The 23,355-nt window shown below is 59.2% G+C and carries 21 protein-coding genes and 1 other annotated feature; of the genes, 8 read left to right on the top strand and 13 right to left on the bottom strand.

Going from position 1 to position 23,355, the window contains the following annotated elements:
• Positions 1-20: 20 nt before the first annotated feature.
• The gene (locus I6L46_RS06855; RefSeq protein WP_216977721.1) at positions 21-1,310 is read right to left on the bottom strand and encodes a sensor domain-containing diguanylate cyclase; all 1,290 of its coding nucleotides are present in this window, start codon (positions 1,308-1,310) and stop codon (positions 21-23) included.
• 354 nt (positions 1,311-1,664) lie between these two features.
• Here I6L46_RS06855 and I6L46_RS06850 point away from each other — a divergent pair, with 354 nt between their 5' ends.
• Positions 1,665-3,194 (top strand): P-loop NTPase fold protein, encoded by a 1,530-nt coding sequence (locus tag I6L46_RS06850; protein ID WP_216977720.1) that lies wholly within the window; start codon positions 1,665-1,667, stop codon positions 3,192-3,194.
• Positions 3,195-3,227: 33 nt separating this feature from the next.
• Here I6L46_RS06850 and hisIE read toward each other — a convergent pair whose 3' ends face one another.
• Genes hisIE through hisG form a run of 8 tightly spaced genes read right to left on the bottom strand, consistent with a single transcriptional unit; the run spans position 3,228 to position 10,478 of the window.
• On the bottom strand, positions 3,228-3,878 hold the full coding sequence (gene hisIE / locus I6L46_RS06845) for a bifunctional phosphoribosyl-AMP cyclohydrolase/phosphoribosyl-ATP diphosphatase HisIE (protein WP_216977719.1): 651 nt from the start codon (positions 3,876-3,878) through the stop codon (positions 3,228-3,230).
• Positions 3,871-4,644: an imidazole glycerol phosphate synthase subunit HisF gene (gene hisF / locus I6L46_RS06840; protein ID WP_019446757.1), complete on the bottom strand. Its 774-nt coding sequence runs from the start codon at positions 4,642-4,644 to the stop codon at positions 3,871-3,873. Before hisF ends, hisIE begins: the two co-directional genes overlap by 8 nt.
• Positions 4,644-5,405 carry a 1-(5-phosphoribosyl)-5-[(5-phosphoribosylamino)methylideneamino]imidazole-4-carboxamide isomerase gene (hisA, locus tag I6L46_RS06835; protein ID WP_216977718.1) on the bottom strand — a complete coding sequence of 254 codons (762 nt, stop codon included), beginning with the start codon at positions 5,403-5,405 and terminating at the stop codon, positions 4,644-4,646. The genes hisF and hisA overlap by 1 nt, the downstream gene beginning before the upstream one ends.
• A gap of 5 nt (positions 5,406-5,410) precedes the next feature.
• The gene (gene hisH / locus I6L46_RS06830; RefSeq protein WP_216977717.1) at positions 5,411-6,052 is read right to left on the bottom strand and encodes an imidazole glycerol phosphate synthase subunit HisH; all 642 of its coding nucleotides are present in this window, start codon (positions 6,050-6,052) and stop codon (positions 5,411-5,413) included.
• Positions 6,052-7,161 (bottom strand): bifunctional histidinol-phosphatase/imidazoleglycerol-phosphate dehydratase HisB, encoded by a 1,110-nt coding sequence (gene hisB / locus I6L46_RS06825; protein ID WP_216977716.1) that lies wholly within the window; start codon positions 7,159-7,161, stop codon positions 6,052-6,054. Before hisB ends, hisH begins: the two co-directional genes overlap by 1 nt.
• Positions 7,162-7,176: 15 nt before the next feature.
• Positions 7,177-8,247 carry a histidinol-phosphate transaminase gene (gene hisC / locus I6L46_RS06820; protein WP_216977715.1) on the bottom strand — a complete coding sequence of 357 codons (1,071 nt, stop codon included), beginning with the start codon at positions 8,245-8,247 and terminating at the stop codon, positions 7,177-7,179.
• A complete protein-coding gene (gene hisD / locus I6L46_RS06815; protein WP_216977714.1) occupies positions 8,244-9,569 on the bottom strand; it encodes a histidinol dehydrogenase in 1,326 nt (441 codons plus the stop codon). Before hisD ends, hisC begins: the two co-directional genes overlap by 4 nt.
• 12 nt (positions 9,570-9,581) lie before the next feature.
• A complete protein-coding gene (gene hisG / locus I6L46_RS06810) occupies positions 9,582-10,478 on the bottom strand; it encodes an ATP phosphoribosyltransferase (protein ID WP_005345626.1) in 897 nt (298 codons plus the stop codon).
• Between the two features lie 29 nt (positions 10,479-10,507).
• Positions 10,508-10,632: a sequence feature (His leader region), on the bottom strand.
• Positions 10,633-10,819: 187 nt separating this feature from the next.
• Between hisG and I6L46_RS06805 the strand changes: the two genes are divergently transcribed.
• From I6L46_RS06805 to rnd, 7 genes are all read left to right on the top strand, one after another.
• A complete protein-coding gene (locus I6L46_RS06805) occupies positions 10,820-11,065 on the top strand; it encodes a hypothetical protein (RefSeq protein ID WP_216977713.1) in 246 nt (81 codons plus the stop codon).
• A 67-nt stretch (positions 11,066-11,132) separates the two neighbouring features.
• Positions 11,133-13,052 carry an ATP-dependent DNA helicase gene (locus I6L46_RS06800; protein WP_216977712.1) on the top strand — a complete coding sequence of 640 codons (1,920 nt, stop codon included), beginning with the start codon at positions 11,133-11,135 and terminating at the stop codon, positions 13,050-13,052.
• 90 nt (positions 13,053-13,142) lie between these two features.
• Entirely contained in the window at positions 13,143-13,844 is a 702-nt protein-coding gene (tsaB, locus tag I6L46_RS06795; RefSeq protein WP_216977711.1) for a tRNA (adenosine(37)-N6)-threonylcarbamoyltransferase complex dimerization subunit type 1 TsaB, read from the top strand.
• A gap of 118 nt (positions 13,845-13,962) precedes the next feature.
• A complete protein-coding gene (locus I6L46_RS06790) occupies positions 13,963-14,478 on the top strand; it encodes a Slp family lipoprotein (protein WP_019446435.1) in 516 nt (171 codons plus the stop codon).
• 8 nt (positions 14,479-14,486) lie between these two features.
• Positions 14,487-15,365 carry an alpha/beta fold hydrolase gene (locus I6L46_RS06785; protein WP_216977710.1) on the top strand — a complete coding sequence of 293 codons (879 nt, stop codon included), beginning with the start codon at positions 14,487-14,489 and terminating at the stop codon, positions 15,363-15,365.
• Positions 15,366-15,563: 198 nt separating this feature from the next.
• Complete coding sequence (gene fadD / locus I6L46_RS06780; protein ID WP_201910965.1) at positions 15,564-17,240, top strand: long-chain-fatty-acid--CoA ligase FadD; 1,677 nt, start codon at positions 15,564-15,566, stop codon at positions 17,238-17,240.
• Between the two features lie 108 nt (positions 17,241-17,348).
• The gene (gene rnd, locus I6L46_RS06775) at positions 17,349-18,461 is read left to right on the top strand and encodes a ribonuclease D (protein WP_216977708.1); all 1,113 of its coding nucleotides are present in this window, start codon (positions 17,349-17,351) and stop codon (positions 18,459-18,461) included.
• A gap of 180 nt (positions 18,462-18,641) precedes the next feature.
• Here rnd and I6L46_RS06770 read toward each other — a convergent pair whose 3' ends face one another.
• The 4 genes from I6L46_RS06770 to I6L46_RS06755 form a co-directional block, all read right to left on the bottom strand.
• Positions 18,642-19,286, bottom strand: coding sequence for an MBL fold metallo-hydrolase (locus I6L46_RS06770; RefSeq protein ID WP_204479335.1), 645 nt, complete (start codon positions 19,284-19,286; stop codon positions 18,642-18,644).
• 22 nt (positions 19,287-19,308) lie between these two features.
• Entirely contained in the window at positions 19,309-20,424 is a 1,116-nt protein-coding gene (gene mnmH, locus I6L46_RS06765; protein WP_216977707.1) for a tRNA 2-selenouridine(34) synthase MnmH, read from the bottom strand.
• Entirely contained in the window at positions 20,421-21,458 is a 1,038-nt protein-coding gene (gene selD / locus I6L46_RS06760; protein ID WP_216977706.1) for a selenide, water dikinase SelD, read from the bottom strand. The genes mnmH and selD overlap by 4 nt, the downstream gene beginning before the upstream one ends.
• 411 nt (positions 21,459-21,869) lie before the next feature.
• A complete protein-coding gene (locus tag I6L46_RS06755; protein WP_216977705.1) occupies positions 21,870-23,054 on the bottom strand; it encodes an acyltransferase in 1,185 nt (394 codons plus the stop codon).
• Positions 23,055-23,355: the final 301 nt, after the last annotated feature.

The raw sequence follows: 23,355 nt of genomic DNA, 5'->3' as shown, positions 1-23,355 counted from the left end.
CTGGCCCTCCCGTTGTATGGCTAGGGAGCCTTGCAGGCGACGCAGTTGCGGCCGCTCTGTTTGGCCTGATAGAGCATCTGATCGGCGCGGGCGTAGAGGCTCTCCATCAGCTCCCCTTCGCCATTTTCCACCAGTCCTGCGCTGATGGTGATGACCAGCTTATCTCCATCGGGCAGGGGCAGCGGGCTTTGCATCACCTGCAGGCGCAGCCGCTCGGCCAGTGATGCGGCGGCCGAGAGGGTGGTGTTGGGCAGCAAGATGGCAAACTCGTCACCGCCGATGCGAGCCAGCACATCTTCGCTGCGCAGCACCGATTGCATCACCCTGCCCAGATGCATCAGCGCGCTATCCCCAAGGGGGTGACCGAAGCGATCGTTGATGCACTTGAACTGATCCACATCCAGCACCATCAGCACCGAGGTGAGGTGGTGGCGCATGTCCAGACTGAGGTTCTTCTCGCACATCTCGAAAAAGAAACGGCGGTTGTAGAGACCGGTGAGGCCATCACGCACCGACTGCTGGTGCAGCCGCTCCTTGAGCTGGTGCAGTTCGGTAATGTCGGAGGAGATACCGATCAGGGTGGGGGTGCCATCCCCCAGTAGAAAGGGCACCTTGACCGACCAGTAATAGTGCTGATTGCCTTCGGGATCGGTCAGCATCTCTTCCCCGGCTTGCAGCTCGCCGGTTTCGAATACCCAGTTGTCCAGTCGCCACAGCTGGCAGGCGCTGGCCGCGGGTATCACCTCATCATCGCGCCGGTTGATGATCTGCTCGGCAGGAAGGCCCAGCAGATCGGCGACCTTTTGGTTGACGTAGAGAAAGCGGTGCAGGCTGTCCTTCATATAGATATGGGCATCCACGTTGGCGAGGATGATTTCCAGCAGCTGATGCTGCTCCGCCATGCGGGCCTCAATCAGCTTGTGTTCGGTGATATCGGTGGAGATGCCGCACAGGCCGATCAGGTTGCCATCCTTGTCATGGATGGGCTTTTTAACGGTCCAGTAGCAGCGCTTTTCCCCGGTGGATTTGAGGTAGTTGATCTCCTCCTGGGCGATGGCGAGTTGTTGCTCCATTACCAACCGGTCGTTGCGTTGAATGGTGTCGGAGAATTCGAGATCAAAAAAGGCCCGATCATCCTGCCCCTGCAACTCGGCGAGGGTGCAACCAAAGAGATCCAGCACCGCCTGATTGGCATAGGTGTAACGGCCCGCCAGATCCTTGGTAAACATGTAGGCGTCCGTCTCGTTGAAGATGGCTTTGAGGTGATCCAGCTCATGCTGTAACTGGATAGAGAAGGGTTCATCCTTCATGGGGCTAGCCATCCTTGGTTAAGGGCATCGTTGTATACAGCGCGAATATATGTACCAACAGTTTAAATTAAGCACTTCACAGGCCATGTTTCGCGTTTATTTCCGCAGGATCTGCGCCATGTCACACGATTGTCATCGTTGGTGTGGTCAAAGGAAATCAACTGAGTCCGTGGCTATGCAGATAACTGTCCCACTCATATCGGCCCTGCTTCGTGGGCCAGCAGCAAAGAGATTGCCCAGCAGTCAAATACGCCCACCCGAGCGGTGGAAAGGGCAACAAACAGGTCTTTAATCAAACTATTTTCTCGGCGACCCTGATATCATCCTCAGCAACGCAATATGGAGAGATACGAGATGGCAGTGGCACCGTTTAATTGGAATGACGCAGTTCAGTGGGACGGGCCCGGGGCCATTGCGGGCGGTGAAGAGTTGGCTGGTGATCGGCTGGAACGTGCCCGCTATGCCGAGTTTCTGACTAAATACCTCGCCGCCGAAGGCAAGCAGCGCAACTATGTGCTCAACCTCAATGCCGAGTGGGGGGCGGGTAAAACCTGGTTTATCAAGCGCTGGTATATGGAGCTGAAAGCGCACTATCCCACCGTCTATATCGATGCCTGGCAGCAGGATTTTTCCGATGATCCTTTATTGACGGTTATTTCGTCGATTATCGAACAATTGAGAGATGCAACAGGAAATAAGGTTGCAATACCTGATGGCATCAAATCCAAGCTATTGGGGTTGCTAAAGGTGGGCGGAAAATTGGTGCTCAAGTCAGCCATTAAAAAAGCTGGATGGGAAGATAGTGATTTTTCTGTGGAAGGCGAAGATGCAGATAAGCTGGTTGATACGCTTTGTAGCAATCACAAAGAGCGTTATGAATCTATCCAGTATCTTAAACAAGAAATTCGGCAATGGGTTGAAGCTGCGGTTTCAGCAAACTTAGACCAATTGGATGGCCAAGGTCGATTGGACTATCCCGCCTTTATTCTGATTGATGAGCTGGATCGCTGTCGCCCCTCCTATGCGGTAGAAATGCTGGAGACCATAAAACATATTTTTGATATTCCCGGCGTGGTGTTTGTACTTGCAACCGATACTGAGCAGTTACAGCATGCTATCAAGGTAATTTATGGCGATGGTTTTGATGCAGAAAGTTATCTTGGCCGATTTTTTCATAGACGATTTACGTTAGGCAGTATCTCTCGGCGAGAGTTTATTAAGCAGGCAGTTGTAGATAAAAAATTGCATTTTGAGCATGTCACTGTATGGCCTGAGATCACTAATAGCCAAGTGTTGGTAAATGTATTAACTGCTGTTTGTGATCATTTTTCATTGAGCTTAAGAAAAACAGAGCAAGTGTTGGATCGAACGATCGCGTCCATCGTAAATTACCAAGGTTGCACATTAAATCTGATTTTTCTTGTTTACCTGTTCTCTCTATGCGAGAAAAATAATGAAGATTATCGCGCTGTAGCAGATGGCAAAATGCCTAAGACAGATAACCATCCTACTTTGAAAGGTTTTAATAGTCTGACAAGTGAGTATGAAGAACAACATTTTCAATGTTTTATAAAAGCAGGAAGTACTATAGGAAGTTATATTAAGGATGTCGATGGTGAACGATATGCAAATCCATTTAAAGATAGTGAATATATGGTTTCCTTGAGAAACATTTTAGTTATGTCTTATGAGGGGCTATTGAAGCCGACTTTAGATGATGAATATTCATCTCGTTTTATCTCGTTAACAATAGATTGTGTTAGGCGTATGCGGAATTTGACGGTAGAAGAAAATACTATTTTGGCAGAAAAGGAACTGTCACTATTGGAGCGACGTTTAACAACGTATAAAAATTTAGTTGAGCTGGCTGTGCATCTTGACTAAGTAAAGCCGGGATAACCCGGCTTTACTATCAACTTATTTATTATGCCGCTCGTAAAGCCGCTGAACGACATCCTGTAATCCCAGCCCTTCGTTTTGCAGCAGCACGGTAAGGTGGTAGAGCAGATCGGCGGATTCGTTGATGAGCTCTTCCCGATCCTTGGCCATCGCGGCCAGCGCCACTTCCACACCCTCTTCACCGACCTTCTGGGCGATGCGCTTGGTCCCTTTGGCGTAGAGGCTGGCTGTGTAGCTGGTGGCCGGATCGGCCCCTTTGCGGGCGGCCAGCACCTGTTCCAGTTCTGCCAGAAAACCGAGGGGTGGCAGCGGGTGGTCATTAAAGCAGGAGGTGGTGCCTTTATGGCAGGTGGGGCCGACGGGGTTGGCGGCAATCAGCAGAGAGTCCTGATCGCAGTCGGTGCTGATGGCCACAAGGTTGAGCACATTGCCCGAGCTTTCCCCCTTGGTCCAGAGCCGCTGTTTGCTGCGGCTAAAGAAGGTGACCTGACCGGTGGTCTGGGTCTTCTCCAGCGCCTCACGGGTCATAAAGCCCTGCATCAGCACCTCGCCGCTGGCGGCATGCTGGACGATGGCGGGGATCATGCCGTCGCATTTTTCCCAGTCGAGCTGCTCGGCAAGGGGGCGCGTGCTGGCGGTTGTTTGTGTGTTATCAGAGAAGTTATTCACGGATGGCGACTCCTTCGGTTTTCAGCCAGCGTTTCAATTCGGGAATGGGGATAAGGCCCTTGTGGAACACGGAGGCGGCCAGCGCCCCGTCCACATCGGCGAGGGTAAAGGCATCGCGAAAGTGTGCCATGGCACCGGCACCGCCGGAGGCAATCAGCGGCACCTTGCAGACACTGCGCACCAGCTTGAGCTGGTCGAGATCATAGCCCTGACGCATGCCGTCCTGATTCATCACGTTCAGCACGATTTCGCCCGCGCCGCGCTTTTGCACCTCCTGCACCCAATCGAGAGTGTGCCAGGCGGTGGTGCGGGTGCGGCTCTCGTCACCGGTAAACTGTTTGACCTGATAGTGGCCCGTCTCGGCGTCGAAGTAGGAGTCAATGCCCACCACCACGCACTGCACGCCAAAGCGCTCGGCCAGTCGGCTGATCAGAGTCGGGTCGGCAAGGGCCGGAGAGTTGATGGAGACCTTGTCGGCGCCAAATTCGAGGATCTGGCGGGCATCTTCCACGCTTTTAATGCCACCGGCGACGCAGAAGGGGATATCGATCACCTCCGCCACCCGGCTCACCCAGCTCTTGTCCACCACCCGGGCATCGCTGGAGGCGGTGATGTCATAGAACACCAGCTCGTCAGCCCCCTCTTCGGCGTAGCGGCGTGCCAGTTCGACAATGCCGCCCATCACCTCGTGATTGCGAAATTGCACCCCCTTGACCACCACGCCATCTTTCACGTCGAGGCAGGGAATAATGCGTCTTGCCAGCATCAGTTGCCTCCTGTGGTAACGGCTGCGGGAGCTTGCCAGCAGGCGATGGCGTCACCTACCGAGAACTTGCCCTCCAGCAGAGCGCGGCCAAGGATGATCCCCTTGACGCCGGAGCCCTTGAGCGCCTCGATATCCGCGATGCCGCCAATACCGCCGGAGGCCTGAAAGGCGACGCTCGGGTAGCGGGCGCAGAGATCACGATAGAGCTCGACGTTGGTGCCAGCCAGGGTGCCGTCACGGCTGATGTCGGTGCAGAGCACATGCTTGAGCCCGGCGGGGAGGAAGCGATCGATCAGCGCTTCGATGGTCACGCCGCTGTTCTCCTGCCAGCCTGCCACCGCGATATGGCGATTGCCCTGCTCATCGATATTGACGTCCAGCGCCAGCACGATCTGCTCGGGGCCATATTTCTCCATCCAGCTGGCTACCAGATCCGGGGATTTGACGGCGGTGGAGCCAATCACTACCCGGCTGGCACCGGCGGCCAAGAGGTCTGCCACATCCTGCTCCGTGCGCACGCCGCCGCCGACCTGCACCGGCGCTTCGGTGGCTGACAGCAGTTGGGTCAGCAGGGGCAGCTGGCGCGCCTTGGCATCCTTGGCACCGTCCAGATCCACCAGATGGAGCTGCACCGCCCCCTGGGAGACATATTCATCGAAGCGGGCCTGTGGGCTGCTGCTGTATTCGGTCTTCTGCTCGTAGTCCCCCTGATAGAGGCGAACCACCTGACCGTTGATAAGGTCAATTGCGGGAATGATCATGCTAGTCACAGCTCCAGAAAATTTTGCAGCAAACGGGCACCGGCTGCGCCTGAGCGCTCCGGGTGGAATTGGGCGCCGAAGAAGTTGCTGTGCTCTGCAACCCCACCGACGATAGCGGTAAACGGCTGGCCGTAGTCACAGGTCGCCAGCGTTGCCCCGGTCACCTCCAGCGCATAGGAGTGGACGAAATAGAAGTAGCTGCCGCTCGGGATCCCCTTGAGCAGAGGATGGGTCTCATCGTGTTCAATCTGGTTCCAGCCCATATGGGGCAGTCGCAGATTACCGACCTCCATCAGGCGGATCTTGCCCGGCACTATGCCAAGGCAGTCGATAAGCCGCTCTGACGAGTCATCCGTACCCATGCTCTCTTCGGAGGCCTCCGCCAACATCTGCATACCGAGGCAAAAGCCCAGCAGCGGCTGTTTGGCGGCGCGAATAAGGGGCACCAGCCCGCGCTCGTTGAGGTTTTTCATGGCGGCCACCGCGGTGCCGACACCGGGCAGGATCAGCTTGTCCGCCTGCTCGATATCGGCGGCCAGGCTGGAGACCAGCGGCTGCACGCCGAGGCGCTCGAATGCCATGCGCACCGAGGCCAGATTGGCACAGCCGGTGTCGATAATGACCAGCTTCTGCTTGCTCACATCCATCACAGCACTCCCTTGCTGGAGGGAAGCTCGCTCCCTTCCACCCGAATGGCCTGACGCAGGGCGCGGCCAAAGCCTTTGAACAGCGCCTCTACCTGATGGTGGGTGTTGCCGCTGCCCACCTTCATCTGCAAGGTGATGGCCATGGCGTCCGAGAGGGAGCGGAAGAAGTGAGGCACCATCTCGGTGGCCATCTCGCCCACGTTGTCGCGGCCAAAGCCGCTCGGGCAGTCAAACACGAAGTAGGGGCGACCGCTGAGATCCAGTGCGGTGCTCACCTCCTGCTCGGTCAGCGGGCGCGCATCGATCACTGCCTGCACCTCGTCCATCGCCAGCACGAAGCCGAAGCGACCGATCCCGCGCTTGTTGCCAAGGGCCTGACGCAGCGCCTGACCCAGCGCCAGCCCCACATCCTCTACCGTGTGGTGATCGTCGATATGCAGATCGCCGCTGACGTTCAGCTTGAGCTGGAAACCGGCGTGGGTGGCGATCTGATCCAGCATGTGATCAAAGAAGCCGATGCCGGTGGCGATCTGGTTGCCACCGCTTTTGTCTAAATCCACTGCCGCCTGGATGCGGGTCTCCTTGGTGTAGCGCTCCACCGAGGCTACGCGCCCCTTGGAGAGCAGCTGATCACGGATGGCGAGCCAGTCGTGATCTTGCGGGTGGTAGCGAATGCCGCCAATGCCCATATTCTCGGCAAGCTGCAGATCGGTCTGGCGATCGCCAATCACGAAGGAGTTGGCAAAGTCGATGCGACCGGAGGCGAGGTACTCCTTCACCAGCCCGAGGTGGGGCTTGCGGCAGCTGCAGCCGTCGGTGGGGAAGTGGGGGCAGATCAGCACCTGCTCCCACTTCACCCCTTGCGATTCAAACAGGTGCATCATCAGGTCGTGTGGCGGCTGGAAGTTTTCCAGCGGCAGGCTGGCAGTACCCAGCCCATCCTGATTGGTCACCATCACCAGCACGTAACCGGCGGCCAGCAACTCGCGCAGCACCGGAATGACCATGGGCTCGAAACGCAGCTTGGCGAGGCTATCCACCTGCTTGTCGGTCACCGGCTCTTCAATCAGGGTGCCGTCGCGGTCGATAAACAAAAACGGGGTCTTCATCGCTACATCCTTGTCTTACAAAGTGGGAGAGGGCAGATCACGCAGTACCGCCAGCACGGCATCCATCTCGCCCTGATAGCCGATGGTGACGCGAATGCTGTTATCAAGGCCGGGTTTGGTCGAGAAATCTCGCAGTATGATGCCGGCGGCCTTCATGGCGGCAAAGATGACGGCGCCATCCACAAAGCGCACCAGCACGAAGTTGCCCTTGTCTTCGAATACTTCCTTCACGCAGGCAAGCGTTGCCAGCTCTGCCTTGAAGGCGGCTTTTTGCTTGTTGAGCTCTATCACTCGCTCGTGCATCAGCTCCAGCCCCATGGGGGAGAGGGCTTGCGCCGCGATCTGGGCGATGGGCTCGGGGATGGGATAGGGGGCGATCACCTTGGCCAGCATGGCGATCACCTCGGGGTTTGCCAGCGTAAAGCCGCAGCGGATCCCCGCCAGGGCAAAAGCCTTGGAGAGGGTGCGGGTCACCACCAGATTGGGGAAGCGGGCCAGCAGGTCCACTACGGACGCCTCGGGGCAGAACTCGATATAGGCCTCGTCCACCACCACGATGGCGCGATCCCGCGCCTTTTCCAGCAGGGCGATAAGGCCGTCGCGGCCCACCAGATCCCCGGTGGGGTTGTTGGGGGAGCAGAGAAACACCAGCTTCACGTCACTGAGGCGATCGGCGATGGCGGGCCAGTCCGGCTGGCGGCTGGCGGTCAGCGGCTGCTCAACAATCCCCACGCCACAGGTTTCGGCGCTGATGGCGTACATGCCGTAGGTGGGCGGGCAGATGAGGATCTGATCTTCACCCGCTTCGCAGAAGGTGCGGATCAAGAGCTCGATGGCCTCGTCGGCGCCGCGGCTCACCAGCACCTGATCGGGATTGACCCCGGCGTAGGCGGCATAGCCGTTCACCACCTCGGCCGGTTGGCACTCGGGGTAGCGGTTGAGGCGGCTCCCCTCGATGGTGAAGGGATAGGCCTGCGGCGCCTCGTTGGCGTTGAGCCAGACGTGGCCCTTGCCACCGATACGGCGGGCGGATTGATAAGGGGTGAGGGCCCGCACCACGCGGCGCGCCAGATTGGCAATGCTCATGACAAATCCTTCTGCTGTGCTGTTGGTTGGGGCGCGGCGGCCAGGGCGTTCAATCTGAGGGTGACGGCATTTTTGTGGCCATCGAGCCCTTCGGCCTGAGCAATGCGCTCGACGATGGGGCCAAGGCCCTGAATGCCGCGCTCGCTCAACTCCTGCACCGTGTAGCGGCGCTGATAATCGGCGAGGCCAAGGCTCGAGCAGGTGCGGGCATAGCCATAAGTTGGCAGGGTGTGATTGGTGCCGCTGGCGTAATCGCCGACCGATTCCGGTGTCCATGCTCCGAGGAAGATGGAACCGGCGTTCTCGAGTTTATCCAGCAGATCGCGGGGGGCGCGGGTCTGCACGATCAGGTGCTCCGGCGCGTAGGCGTTGGAGATGGCACACGCCTCGGCCAGATCGTCACAGAGGATCACCAGACTGCTGCCGAGCGCCTGGGCGGCGATATCGCGGCGGCTCAACTTGGTCAGCTGGCTCTTGATTTCCCCTGCGATGGCATCGGCCAGCAGCGCCGAGGTGGTGACCAGCACCACCTGGCTGTCGGGGCCGTGCTCGGCCTGGGAGAGCAGATCCGCTGCCACGAAGGCGGGGTTGGCGCTCTCGTCGGCAATCACCAGCACCTCGGAGGGGCCGGCGGGCATGTCGATGGCGGCGCCGCGCCAGTCGCGGGATACCTGCCCCTTGGCTTCGGTCACATAGGCGTTGCCCGGGCCGAAGATCTTGTCCACCTTGGGGATGCTCTCGGTGCCGTAAGCCATAGCCGCGATGGCCTGGGCGCCGCCGATGGCGAACACCTTCTCGACGCCGCAGGCGCGGGCGGCAAACAGGATCTCGTCGCTGGCGGGGGACGGGGTGCAGAGCACCACTTCACGGCAACCGGCGATAGCAGCCGGAATGGCCAGCATCATCACGGTGGAGGGGAGCGGCGCGCTGCCCCCCGGCACATAGAGGCCGACCCGACTGATGGGCTGGGTGCGCAGCTCGCATACCACCCCGGGTTGGGTCTCCACCCGTACCACCGGCTGCACTTGTGCGGCATGAAAGGTACGAATGTTGGCAATGGCCGCTTCGATGGCATTTTTGATGTTGTCATCCAGCCGCGCGCAGGCGGCTTCAATCTCATCTTCGCTGACGCGCAGCTGCTCACGGGGAGCGCGCTCGAAGCGCTGGCTCAGCTCGCGCAGGGCCTCATCGCCACGGCTACGCACTGCAGCGATGATATCCCGCACTACGGCGCCAATATCGGCCTCGTCACTCAAGGCCGGTCGGGTCAGCACGTCGGCCTGCTGGGCGGGGGAGAGGGTCTTCCAGATCAGGGTCTGCATGATGTCCCTTCCTTATTCCATCATTTTTTCGATGGGCAGCACCAGAATGGAGCTGGCACCCAGAGCCTTGAGCTGCTCCATGGTCTCCCAGAACAGGGTCTCGCTGGAGACGACGTGCAGCGCCACCTGATTGGTGTCACCGGCCAGTTGCATGATGGTGGGGCGCTCGGCACCCGGCAGCAGATCGGTGATGGCATCGAGCTTGTCTTTGGGGGCGTGCAGCATGATGTACTTGCTCTCGCGCGCCTGCTGCATCCCTTGAATGCGGGGCAGCAGTTTGTCGATGAGCTTCTGCTTGGCATCGGACAAGGGGTTGGGGGCCTGTACCAGTACCGCCTTGGAGCGGTAGATCACCTCCACCTCTTTCAGGCCGTTAGCTTCCAGGGTCGCGCCGGTGGAGACCAGATCGCAGATGGCATCGGCGAGACCCGCGCGGGGTGCCACTTCCACCGAGCCGCCCAGCATCACGCTCTTGAAGCCGAGACCCTTTTCGTCGAAGAAGCGCTTGAGCAGCCCGGGATAGGAGGTGGCGATGCGTTTGCCTGCAAGGCTCGCTGGCCCTGTGTAGTTCACATCTTCCGGCACCGCCAGCGAGAGGCGGCAGCCACCAAAGTCCAGCTGCTTGAGGGTTTTGACCTCGAAGGGGAGGCCTTGGGAGGCACGAATAAGCTGCACCTCTTCCAGCACGTTTTCGCCGATGATGCCAAGGTCGACCACCCCTTCCATCACCAGACCCGGGATGTCGTCATCACGCACCCGCAGGATATCGATGGGCATGTTCTCGACATGGGCGATAAGGCGCTGTTCGCGCAGGTTGATCTTGAGGCCACAGCTCTTGAACAGGGCTTGGGAGTCCTGGCTAAGACGACCGGACTTTTGCATGGCGATACGCAGACGTTGTGTTTCCATTTGCTCGATTTCCTTCTAGTCAAAAACGAAAAAACCCTCGGAAGTGGGTGCTTCCGAGGGTTTATGAATCTTGCGGTCCTTTTGGAAGTCACCAGTTAAGTGTCTTCCAGCAGTCAACCTCCTGAAAGACTAGTCGGGATGATGATGGTGGTGATGAGTCTTCAGGGTGGTGAACTTCATGTAATCAATCCTTTACAAAATCAAATGTCGTAATTGACGCCTGATTTAAACTACCTGCCTTGACAGAAAATGCAACCCGAAATCGTGATTTGATCGATTAAAGTGGCGAAAACGGTTTTCTGGTCGATAACTAGACAATAACCCCTGCAGGAGTAGCCATCATGCCCAGCCAGGACCTGTTGTTCCCCATTTTGCCCCGGGCGCCTGCTGCGCCCGGCAGCGAAGAGATCAAGCGGGAAGTGAACCAGATCAGCAAGAAGCACCAGCTGCGCAAGACCAGCACTGACAACAGTGACTCCCAGCAGCGCCAGCAGGCGTATAGCACGCCCGCCAAGCGTGATCAGCCCAAGGCGGAGGAAGGCGATCACAAGCCGGATCTCGAGCATCAGATCGATCTGTTCGTCTAGGCAGATTATCTGTCCCGCTTTTGCCGCGCTTTTGGCATAATGGCCGCTTTTGCTGCGGGACGCCCTTTTGACCATCCAGACCCTGTTCAAGCCAGATGGCCCTCTGGCCAGCCATATCGACGGTTTCAAAGCCCGCGCTCCCCAACTGGAGATGGCCGAAGCGGTCGCGCGCGCCATCAAGAGTGGTGGCCGTCTGCTGGTTGAGGCAGGAACCGGTACCGGCAAGACCTATGCCTATCTGGTGCCTGCGCTGGAGTCCGGCAAGCGGGTGGTGATCAGTACCGGCTCCAAGAACCTGCAGGAGCAGCTCTTCTATCGGGATCTCCCGACCATCACCGGCGCGCTCTCCTACACCCCGCCGGTGGCCCTGCTCAAGGGGCGCAGCAACTATCTCTGCATTGAGCGGATGAACCGGCTCTTGAGCGAATCCCATCTGCAAAAGCCTGAAATCCTGAACGATCTGGTGAAGGTCAAATCCTGGTCCACCGCCACTGATAACGGCGATGTGGGGGATATTCCAGGATTGCAAGAGAACGCCGAGATCCTCGCCCACGTCACCAGCACCAACGACAATTGCCTCGGCCTCGACTGCCCCTATTACGACGACTGCCATCTGGTGGTGGCTCGACGCCGCGCCATGGATGCCCAGGTGGTGGTGATCAACCATCACCTCTTCTTCGCCGATATGGCGGTGAAAGACACCGGATTTGGTGAGTTGGTGCCCGAAGCGCAAGTCTATGTCTTTGACGAGGCGCACCAGCTGCCGGAGATCGCCACCAACTACTTCGGCAAGTCGGTAGGCAGCCGAACGATTCAGGATCTGGCGCAGGATATCCAGCTGGCCTATCGGGCAGAGGCGCACGACATGGCCCAGCTCGGCAAGGCGGCGGACCGGCTCGCTATCGCCAGTCAGGACTTGCGTCTCGCCTTCGGGGTGGATGGCGGTCGCGGCAATACCCGCGACATGCTGCGCCAGCCGCTCTGGGGGCAGGCTTTGGCTCGTCTCAACGATGCCATCGGACTCTGCTACGAGGTGCTGAAACTGGCTCTCGGCCGGGGCGAGCAGCTGGATCATGCCTTCGAGCGGATCAGTGAACTGCGCACCCGCCTGGGTGAAGTGCTGGCGGTTAACCAGACCGGTTTCTCCTACTGGTACGACTGCTCACGGCTTCATTTCACCCTCAATCTGACGCCGCTGTCGGTGGCCGAGCGATTCAGTGCCGAGGTGCAAAGACCGGAGGTGGCCTGGGTCTTCACCTCCGCCACCTTGACGGTGGATATGCGGTTTGATCACTTCAAGGCCGAGCTGGGGCTGGCGGGCAGCGCCGAGCTGATCCTCGACAGCCCGTTCGACTATGGCGAGCAGGCGCGGCTCTGTGTGCCCCGCTATCTGCCGGAACCCAACGCCTTTGGCCGTGGCGAGCAGCTGGCCAATCTGATGATCCCCCTCATCAACAAAACGCCGGGGGGCTGTTTCTTCCTCTGCACCAGCCATCAGGTGATGCGCCAGGTGGCCGAGGTGCTGCGCCGGGAGATTGGCCGCACCGTCTTGTTGCAGGGGGAGGACAACAAGCAACGGTTGCTCAAGGAGTTTGTCGAGAATGGCCGTGCCGTGCTGGTGGCGACCAGCAGCTTCTGGGAGGGGATCGACGTGAGAGGGGCGGCGTTGTCGTGTGTTATCATCGACAAACTGCCGTTTGCCAGCCCCGATGATCCGCTGCTCAAGGCGCGGGTGGATGATTGCAAGCTCAAGGGGGGGGATCCCTTCGCCGAGCTGCAGTTGCCCAAGGCGGTGATTGCCCTTAAGCAGGGGGTAGGACGGCTTATTCGTGATCGCAGTGATCACGGGGTGCTGGTTATCTGTGATCCCCGAATGGTCAACAAACCTTATGGCGCCACTTTTATCAAGAGTCTGCCCGCCATCCCTCGCACCCGGGAGTTGGGCACGTTGGGGAGTTTTTTCGATCGCACTGAACGCGGTGAATAAGTGTGCCGCCAGATAACAGATTTGAACAACGGGTGAGCATATCTCGCTTGCCGGTTATGTAATTGACTGATTTTATAGAGATTGGAAAGCATGAACGAGTTGAAGATCCTGGCCGTTGATACCGCCACCGAAGCCTGCTCCGCCGCCTTGCTGGTGGGTGACAAGCTGTTCTCCCGCTGGGAGGAGGCGCCACGGGATCACACCCGAAAAATCCTGCCCATGGTTCAGGCTGTGTTAGAGGATGCCGGGATAAGTTTGAGTGACCTTGATGCCATTGCGTTCGGTCGCGGCCCGGGCTCCTTTACTGGCGTGCGGATCGGCATCAGTGTGGCGCAAGGTCTGGCGTTTGGTGCGAGTGTGCCGCTGATTGGCATCTCGACCCTGGCCGCCATGGCGCAAGGCGCCTATCGACTGGATGGCGCCGAGCAGGTGCTGACCGCCATCGATGCGCGGATGAACGAGGTCTATTTCGGCCGCTATGAGCTGATCGATGGCCGCATGCAACTGGTGGGCGACGAGGTGGTGAGCGAGCCCGCGGCACTGGTTGACGCCCGTGGCAAGCTGGCGGGTCAGGTGACCTGCGTCGGCACCGGTTTTGAGACCTATGGCGAGACCCTGAGTGGTCTGGCCGATGAGCTGGCGGTGAGTCAGGTGCGCTTCCCGGCGGCAGAAGACATGTTGCCGCTGGCCCGCGCCGCCTGGCTGGCGGGGGAGGCGGTACCGGTTGAACAAGCAACGCCGGTCTATTTGCGTGACAAGGTGACCTGGAAAAAACTGCCGGGTCGCGAATAAGGGCAGGAGCACTGACGTCATGTCGCTCTTGCCGCTCATCAGCTGCAATAAAAGCGGATGGCCCGACGGGCCACGCCGGCAACAGGAGAGTGACATGATGCGTAATACCAGAAGCGACATGATGAAACGCACTATGGTGGTCGGGGCGCTGGCTCTGCTGCTCGGGGCCTGCAGCTCGGTCCCCAAGGAGCTGGCCTATGAGCCAGAAAACCAGCTGGTGGCCTATCAGCCCGCCCTTGGCGGAATGGAGGGCAAACCGGCCCGCTGGAGCGGCGTTATCTCGGCGGTGCACAACAAGGCGGATCAGAGCGTTATTGAAGTGGTCTATCTGCCGCTCAAGTCCAACGGTGTGCCGGAGCAGACCGAGCAGAGCCCGGGCCGTTTTCTGGCCATCATGAAGGGTTTTGTCGATCCGACCCTCTACGCCAAGGGGCGCAGCCTGACAGTGCTTGGCACCATAGGCCAACCGGTTGATAGCCAGATTGGCGAGCACAAGTACCGCTTCTCTGTGCTCAATGTGACGGGCAGCAAGCTGTGGCCGCCAGTCAAGGAGGTGGAGGTGCGCTACATGGACCCCTACTTCTACGACCCCTTCTATGATCCCTTCTGGCCGAGACGGCCGCTGCGTCGCTAAGGCTTGCCATGATCAAGAGCATCAAAAGCACTCTGCACGAACGTCTGCTCACCTTGGCAGATGGTCGGCAGGTTGCCCTGCTTGAGAATCAACTCGCGGATCAGACTCAGCAGGGCAAACCCCTGCTGATCGCTTTGCATGGCTGGCTCGACAACAGTGCAAGCTTCTTGCCGCTGGCACTGCATCTGGGGGATTTTCACCTCATCTGTGTCGATCTGCCGGGACATGGTCACTCCGATCACAAAACCACCCCTTATGTCTTTGTCGACTGGCTGGACGATCTCTACCAGATCGTGCTGGCGGCAGGGTGGTCGCGCTTCACTCTGCTCGGTCACTCCCTCGGGGCGTTGATCGCCTCGGCCTATGCCGGGGTATTTCCCGAGCAGGTGGAGCGGTTGATCATGCTGGAGGGGCTGGGGCCGCTGAGCCAACCCGATGAGGAGGTACCTGCCCAGCTGCGACGTGCGATTTTAAACCGCAGTCGCACCCGGGAGCGCAGTGCCAACGGCTTTGCTTCCATCGATGAGGCTGTCGCCGCCCGTTGCAAAGTGGCGGATATCACGCCGCAGGCGGCGCGTCTTATCTGTGAACGGCAGCTTGAGATGAGGGCAGGGCGCTGGCACTGGCGCAGCGACCCCCGCTTGCGGGATCTGTCGCCTCTGAGAATGAGCGAAGGACAAGCCCGGGCACTGATTACGGCTATCCGCTGTCCTGTGCTGTTGATTCAGGGGGAGCAGGGCTTTGCTGCACTTGAAGCCCAATGGCAGGCCCGTCAGGATGCCTTCCAGCAGATCGAGCGGGTCATATTGGGTGGAAACCACCATTTTCATATGGAAAATTCGGTTGATACGGCCGTTTGTATCGTAAAGTTTTGTCAAGTTCGGTAGAATCGCCAGCTTTCAATAATTCCAGGTTTGTTTTCTCCCTCACATTTTTCTGTTGTTAATTTGCTGTTAATTGATGTTGCGCTGTGTAAATATGGGCGGCATTAGAGCATCAGCTTAAAACAACCGATTAAAATGGATGTGAACCGGGACGGAGGCAACACAGTGAGCGCACAGGTGCTAGTTATGCAGGAGAAGTTTGTGGAAAAAGTCTGGCTGAAACGTTATCCGGAAGGGGTCCCCGCCGAGATCAATCCAGACCAATACAGCTCCCTGGTCGAGATGTTCGAATCCTCGGTGACCCAGTTTGCCGATCAGCCCGCCTTCGTCAACATGGGCCAAACCATCACCTACCGCCGACTGGAAGAGCAGTCCCGCGCCTTTGCTGCCTACCTGCAAAACGAGCTGAAGCTGGAGAAAGGGGATCGGGTTGCGGTGATGATGCCTAACCTGCTGCAATATCCCATCGCCGTGTTCGGCATCCTGCGCGCCGGCATGATAGTGGTCAACGTCAACCCGCTCTATACCCCGCGCGAGCTGGAGCATCAGCTCAAAGATTCCGGTGCCAAGGCCATCGTCATCGTCTCCAACTTTGCCCATACCCTGGAAAAGGTGGTCTATGACACCCCGATCAAGCACGTTATCCTGACCCGGATGGGGGACAACCTGGGGCTGGCCAAGGGCACCCTGGTCAACTTCGTGGTCAAGTACGTCAAGAAGCTGGTGCCGAAATACAATCTGCCCCACGCCACTACTATGCGTCAGGCACTTTCCAAGGGGCGTTTCCTGCAGTACATCAAGCCGGAGATCACCAACGACGATCTCGCCTTCCTGCAGTACACCGGTGGCACCACCGGCCTCTCCAAAGGGGCCATGCTGACTCATCGCAACATGATTGCCAACGTCGAGCAGTGCCTCGGCGTCTACGGCCCCATGCTGGAACGCGGCAAGGAGTTCGTGGTCACCGCGCTGCCGCTCTATCACGTCTTCGCCCTGACCGTGAACTGCCTGCTCTTTATGCGTATCGGCGGTTACAACCTGCTGATCAGCAACCCGCGCGACATCCCGGGCTTTGTCAAAGAGATCAAGAAGTACCCCTTCACCTGCATTACCGGGGTCAACACCCTGTTCAATGCGCTGGTCAACAATGAAGAATTTCAGGGGATCGCCTTTGACAAGCTCAAGCTGACCATCGGTGGCGGCATGGCGGTGCAGCGCGCGGTTGCGGAGAAGTGGAAGACGCTGACCGATACCCCGCTGCTGGAAGGCTATGGCCTGACCGAGTGTTCACCACTGGTGAGCGTCTGCCCCTACGACCTGAGTGACTACAACGGTTCCATCGGTCTGCCGGTCTGCTCTACCGAGATCCGGCTGGTAGATGACAGCGGTCAGGTGATCCACGCCCTCGGCACCCCGGGCGAGATGCAGGTGCGCGGCCCGCAGGTGATGGTGGGCTACTGGCAGCGCCCCGAGGCGACCGCCGAAGTGATGCAGGATGGCTGGCTCTGTACCGGTGATATCGCGGTGTGCGATGAGCAGGGCTTCTTCAAGATCGTTGACCGCAAGAAGGACATGATCCTGGTCTCCGGTTTCAACGTCTATCCGAACGAGATCGAAGATGTCGTTGCCTTGCACCCGAAAGTGCTGGAAGTGGCCGCCGTGGGTGTGCCGCACAAGGTCTCCGGCGAGCTGGTGAAGATCTTTGTGGTCAAGAAAGATGCAAAATTGCAGGAGGACGAGATTATTGCCCACTGCCGCAAACATCTGACTGCCTATAAGGTGCCGAAACTGGTAGAATTTCGTGACGAACTTCCCAAGACCAATGTGGGCAAGATCCTGCGCCGCGTACTGCGCGACGAGGAGATTGCCAAGCAATAACCGGACTGCAGCTGCAGAATTTTCTGCAAACCAGCACCGTCGTTATGCAGAACCGTGGGTCATCCCACGGTTTTTTCTTTTTGGCCCTGATCAACCGCGCAGGCACAGATGCACTATCAACTTATCACTCAGCAAGCCGAACTTGAGCAGTATCTCGCTTCTCTGGCCGACGTTCCCCTGGCTATCGATACTGAATTCGTTCGCACCCGTACCTACTATCCCCAGCTTGGCCTGTTCCAGATCTATGACGGCGAGCATCTGGCGCTGCTGGATCCGCTCACCCTGGATCTCTCCGCCCTCTGGCAGCGACTGGGCCGGGAAGGGCAGATCGCCATCCTGCACGCCTCTGGCGAAGATCTGGAGCTTATCCAGCATCAGGCGGGCCACCTGCCCAACCAGATGCACGACACCCAGCTGGCTACCGCCTTTCTCGGTTACGGCGTCTCGGTCGGCTTTGGGGCGCTGGTGAATGAATTCCTCGGGGTCGAGCTGGAAAAAGATCAAGCGCGCACCGACTGGCTGGCCCGCCCGCTTACACCGCGTCAGCTCGAATACGCGGCAGCGGATGTCTTCTACCTGATGCCGCTCTACGAGAAGGTGATGGCCAAACTGCGGGAAAGCGGCAAGTTTGCCTGGTTCGAGCAGGAGTGCCAAAACCATTCCGCCCGCAAGACTCAGGGTAGCGATCCCCGTCAGGCTTATCTTGATATCGTCAACGCCTGGCAACTGGGTCGCCGCGAGCTCGCCATTCTGCGCGAGCTGGCCGCCTGGCGCCAGCAAGAGGCGGTGCGCCGGGACCTGGCCCTCAATTTTGTGGTGAAAGAGCTGCACCTGTTCAAGGTGGCGGAGCGTCGTCCTGCCTCCCTGCGGGATCTCAACGAGCTCGGCCTCTCGCCCATCGAGATCAAGATCCACGGCAAGCGGATGCTCGATATCGTCGCCAAGGCGCAGCAGAGCGATCCGGACAGCTGGCCCGAGCCCATTCGTCGGCTGGTGGACTTCCCCCAGTACAAGACCGAGCTCAAGCGGATCAAGGCACTGGTGGAAGAGAAGGCCAAGGTGAGCAATATTCCGCCCGAGCTGATTGCCAGCAAGAAGATCATTCACCAGTACTTCACCTGGAGCTGGCGGATGAACGACGAAGAGCGGGCCCGCAGCGACAAGCCGATGCTGCTGCAAGGGTGGCGTCATGAGCTGGTCGGTCACCTGCTGGCACAATAAGCCACCAGACGGTTGCACCTATAAATCAATCCTCACCCTCGGGTGGGGATTTTTTATTGGACGAGATTCAGAGAGAGGCAATGATGGGGTGGCCGATCTGGCCAAGCGATCAATTTGGCATGTATCAGCGGGAATAGGGGAAGAGTGAAAAAGGCAGCGGAACACCGCTGCCTTTTTTGATCACCAGATAGGCTGGGTCAGGTAGGGGTTGCTCGCCTTCTCGCGGCCGAAGGTGGAGCTGGGGCCGTGGCCCGGGATAAAGACGATCTCGTCACCCAGCGGCAGCAGGGTTTCGGTGATCGACTTAATCAGGGTCGCGTGATCGCCACGGGGGAAGTCGGTGCGGCCGATGCTGCCAGCAAAGAGCACGTCGCCAACCCAGGCGAGCTGCTCGGCTTGAGAGAGCAGCACGATATGGCCCGGGGTGTGGCCGGGGCAGAAGTAGACATCCAGCTCGCACTGGCCAAGCTGCACCTTGTCACCCTGCTCAAGCCAGCGATCCGGCGTGAAGGCGGGGGTATGGGCGAAGCCGAACATCTGGCTCTGCTGGGGTAGCATGTCGAGCCAGAAGGCGTCTTCCTTATGGGGGCCGGTGATGGCGACGCCGGTTTTTTCCCGCAACTCGGCGGCGGCACCGACGTGATCAAGATGACCGTGGGTCAGCAGGATATGGGTCAGGGTCAGGCCGCGTTTGGTGATGGCAGCCAGCAGTTTGTCCGCTTCGCCGCCTGGATCGATCAGGGCCGCCTGATGGGTCTCGTCACACCAGATGAGGGAGCAGTTCTGGGCGAACTGGGTGACCGGGATCACCTCGAATTTCAACATAGAGTTCCTCTCTTGGGATGGGTCAGCCACGCAGTGCGCTGGCATGCTGCTCGGCGAAATAGTTGAGACAGGCCTGCTTGTCACCGCGAAACACGATGCGTTCCTGCTTGTTGCCAAGCTGATAGAGATACATGGGGTCGTAGTAGCGGGTCAGCAGCAACGTGATCCAGGCCAGATGCAGCGCGGTATCGCCGCTCTTTTCCTGCTCGGTGAGGGCAGTCTGCATCAGGGCATCCAGCTCGCGGTGGGCCTGATCGCCGAGACGGCGCTTGAGGCGGGCCAGCGCATCGGTGAGGTAGGCTGCAAACAGTGGCCATCCCTCTTCTTGGCCATACATGGCTTGATAGCGCAGCCAGAGATCGTGCACGTAATCTTCGCGGATCTGCTCGGCCCGATCGATTTGCGGAACATCTACCACCACCAGCGGCGCCTGACTCATGGCCTCATGGAGGGAGAGGGGCAGACAGCAGCGGCCAATCAGGCGGCTCTCGTCCTCGACCACGAAGGCATGCTCGCCCTGATGGCGGCGCTTGAGCAGCTCGATGGCGAGGTTATTTTCAAAATTGATGTTGCTGGGCTGGCCGCCGGGCAGTTGACCGAAGGAGGAGCCCCTGTGATGGGCGTGCCCCTCCAGATCCACCGCCTGGGTCACCTGATCGAGCATATGGGTCTTGCCGGAGCCGGTCATGCCGGTCAGCACGCTCCAGTGACACTCGGCAGAGGCCTTGTCCTGGGTGTCGATCAGGAAGCGGCGCAGCTCCTTGTAGCCACCGGCGACGCGGGGGCGAGTCACCCCGGCATCAGCCAGCCACTGTTGTACGGTTTGCGAGCGCAGGCCGCCGCGAAAGCAGTAGAGCACGGCATCGGGCTGCTTGCGCAACTGCGCCAGCCAGCCTTCGAGTCGCTCGGCCCGTACTGCTCCCCCCACCAGCTTGTGTCCAAGCTCAATGGCGGCGGCCTGACCCTGCTTCTTGAAGCAGGTCCCCACCTGGGCGCGCTCATCGTCTGTCATCAAGGGCAGGCTGGTCGAGCAAGGGAAGGCCCCCTCCTTGAACTCGATGGGGGCGCGCACATCAATCAACGGCACATCGTCCAAAAAGAGTTCGGCGTAGTCCGTGGCCAGTGGCAATTCATTCATTGGACAATCTCGATAAAGCGGGAGCCCTCAAGGGGTTTGATCTGGCCGATGGGCGAGAGCGCAAGGCCAGCTTCGTGCGCGATGGCGAGCAGCTCGGCTTCGCTCTCTTTACCCACTGCGACCAGCAGGCCGCCACTGGTTTGCGGATCGCACATGATGTTACGGGTGCGATCGTCCATGGCATCCAGCTTGTGGCCGTAGGAGTCGTGGTTGCGCAGGGTCCCGCCCGGTACGCAGCCCTCGGCGAGGTAGTAATCCACCTCATCAAGCAGTGGCAGTGCCTTGAAGTCGAGGCGGGCGCTGACATTGGATCCTTCGCACATCTCCAGCAGGTGACCGGCCAGACCAAAGCCGGTGACGTCGGTCATGGCGTGGACACCCGGCAGCTCGGCAAAGCGTTGACCGATCTTGTTGAGGGTGCACATGGCGTTGGGGGCCAGTTGCTCGTGTTCGGGCTTGAGCTTGCCCTTCTTCTGGGCGGTGGTGAGGATACCGATACCAAGGGGCTTGGTCAGATAGAGGGTGTCACCCACCTTGGCGGTATCGTTCTGCTTGATGGCGTCAAGGGGCACGATACCGGTCACCGCGAGGCCGAAGATGGGCTCGGGGGCATCGATACTGTGGCCACCGGCCAGCGAAATCCCCGCTTCATGGCACACCTGACGGCCGCCGTCGATCACCTGCTGGGCCACTTCGGCGGGCAGGGTATTGATGGGCCAGCCGAGGATGGCGATGGCGACGATGGGCTTGCCGCCCATGGCATAGATATCGCTGATGGCGTTAGTGGCGGCGATGCGGCCAAAGGTGAAGGGGTCATCGACGATGGGCATGAAGAAGTCGGTGGTGGAGACAATGCCCTGACCGTTGCCGATATCGACCACGGCCGCGTCATCTTTGCTGCTGTTGCCAACGATCAGGGTCGGGTCGTTGAAGCCCGGGATCTGGCTCTTGAGAATGGTGTCGAGCACCTTGGGAGAGATTTTGCAGCCACAGCCAGCGCCGTGGCTGTATTGGGTCAGACGAATGGAAGACATACTTACCCCTTGTTTGTGCACCGTGTGCAGAGGCTCTGCGGGAGCCATCTTGGTCAATGCGCGGCCATCTACCGTCATGTAAAGAGCCGCAAAAATAGGTGGCCTTGGCTGCTTCTGGAAGCAGTGATGTCAGGCAGTCACGCAGGGCTGCCGGGTAGGACGGGGAAGAAGAGGCGACAGATGCGCCAACACAGCCCCGCCAAGGGCCACAGGACAGGGCATTATGCCACAAATGCCCCTTCCGGTTCGAACAGGAATTCACACAAAGCGAAGGGGATTGGCGGGTGGAGGGTTAGGGAGGAGGGCTCTGGCGTGAGCCGCTCAGTTATCGGCAGGGGTGAAGAGAAATCGTGGAGTTGCCCCGCAGAGGTTGGCTTAACCTCTGCGGGGCAATCAGCTGGCTAAAGCAGATTAGCCGGCTTGCTCCAGCACCGGCTGGCGAGCCTTGCCCCAGCGGCGCAGGCGCCGTTGTAGTGGTCGCTCCAGCAGGTTGTAGCTCAACGCCGAGAGGCCGATCAGCACCGCCAGCATCAGCAAGGTTGCCACTACCCCCAGCAGCGGGTTGGTTTGGGCATACCACCACTCGGTGAGCCCCGGCGCCAGATAGTGGATAAGCTCGCACCCGGTGAGCAGCACCAGCACATGGAGCAGGTAGATGGAGTAGGAGAGATCTCCCAGCCAGTTGGTGAAGCGGTTATCCAGGAGGTGCAGCAGCGGGCTTTGGCGATCGCCTTGGCAGGCGGCAATCCAGATCAGCAGCACGTAGGAGGCGATCAGCAGCAGGGTCAGCTGCGGCGTCATGGTGAACTGCATCAGCGCGAAGGGCAGCACAAAGGCGATCAAGAGCGGCAGATCCCGCTTCATCATGGGCATGCCTTTCGCAGCCTTGACCCTTGGCAGCAGCCAGAGGCCGAGCACAAATTCACTTACCCCGCGTCCCACCGCCAGTGCCCCGCTGGTGACATCCAGGGTGCCGCGACTGTGTACGATAAAGGCCAGCACCGTCAGCGCCAGCAGGGGGACGAGATGGCTCCAGCGACTACGGGTGACCGCCAGCGGAATAAGCAGCGGGAACAGCAGGTAGCTGATCCACTCCACGCTGAGCGACCAGGCGGCGAAGTTCCAGGTCAGCCCGTGATCGGTTACCACCTGCAGCAGCAGGAAGGCGCTCGGCAGCGCCTCGGCCGGGGTGAAGGGGGAGCCGAAGGGGGGCATCCCTTCCCACTCCCACATTTTGAACAGGGGGCCAGCGTAGAAGACCACCCCGTGCTGCGCCTTGTAAAGCTCCCAGCCAACCAGCAACAGCAGGGTCACCAGGTAGAGGGGGTAGACGCGGGTCAGCCGCAGCCAGAGAAAACGGCCATAGCTCACGGTACGGGGCGTGCGGGTGAAGGCCTCGCCATAGACATTGGCCAGCACCACGCCGCTCAAAATAAAGAACAAGTCGACCCAGAGGTAGCCATTCTCGATGAGCTGGGTGTGGCCTGCGATTGACTCCATCCACTGGGGAAAGAGCAATAATCGGGCATGGAACAGCACCACCATCAGGGCAGCGATGCCCCGCAGCGGCGTTAACAGCGGCAATGATTGATTCATAACGGGATCCCTTGTGATGTTCAGCTTGGCCTGACATCGATTTTTGTTGTTGTACCGTCCATCAATCCTGATGGGACGGTTGCCCCAGCTTGGCTGCCGCAGGCGGGATCACACTACGGAAAAGAGAGTCATACGGATGTGATTTGAATCATAAATGTGCAGCTTTTGTGCAAAGAAATTTAAACAGAGAAGCCGTGGAGAGCAGGTAGGGAAAGAGGAGGAGAGGAAACACCAATAAAGCAGAGAGGGTGGTCATTCAGGCCTATACGGCGCGGGCAAAACAATCAGGCCCGCGAGGGGC

The sequence above is a fragment of the Aeromonas sp. FDAARGOS 1416 genome (assembly GCF_019048085.1).
GTDB classification, from domain to species: Bacteria; Pseudomonadota; Gammaproteobacteria; order Enterobacterales; family Aeromonadaceae; genus Aeromonas; species Aeromonas veronii.
This window is presented reverse-complemented; position numbering and strand designations above follow the sequence as displayed.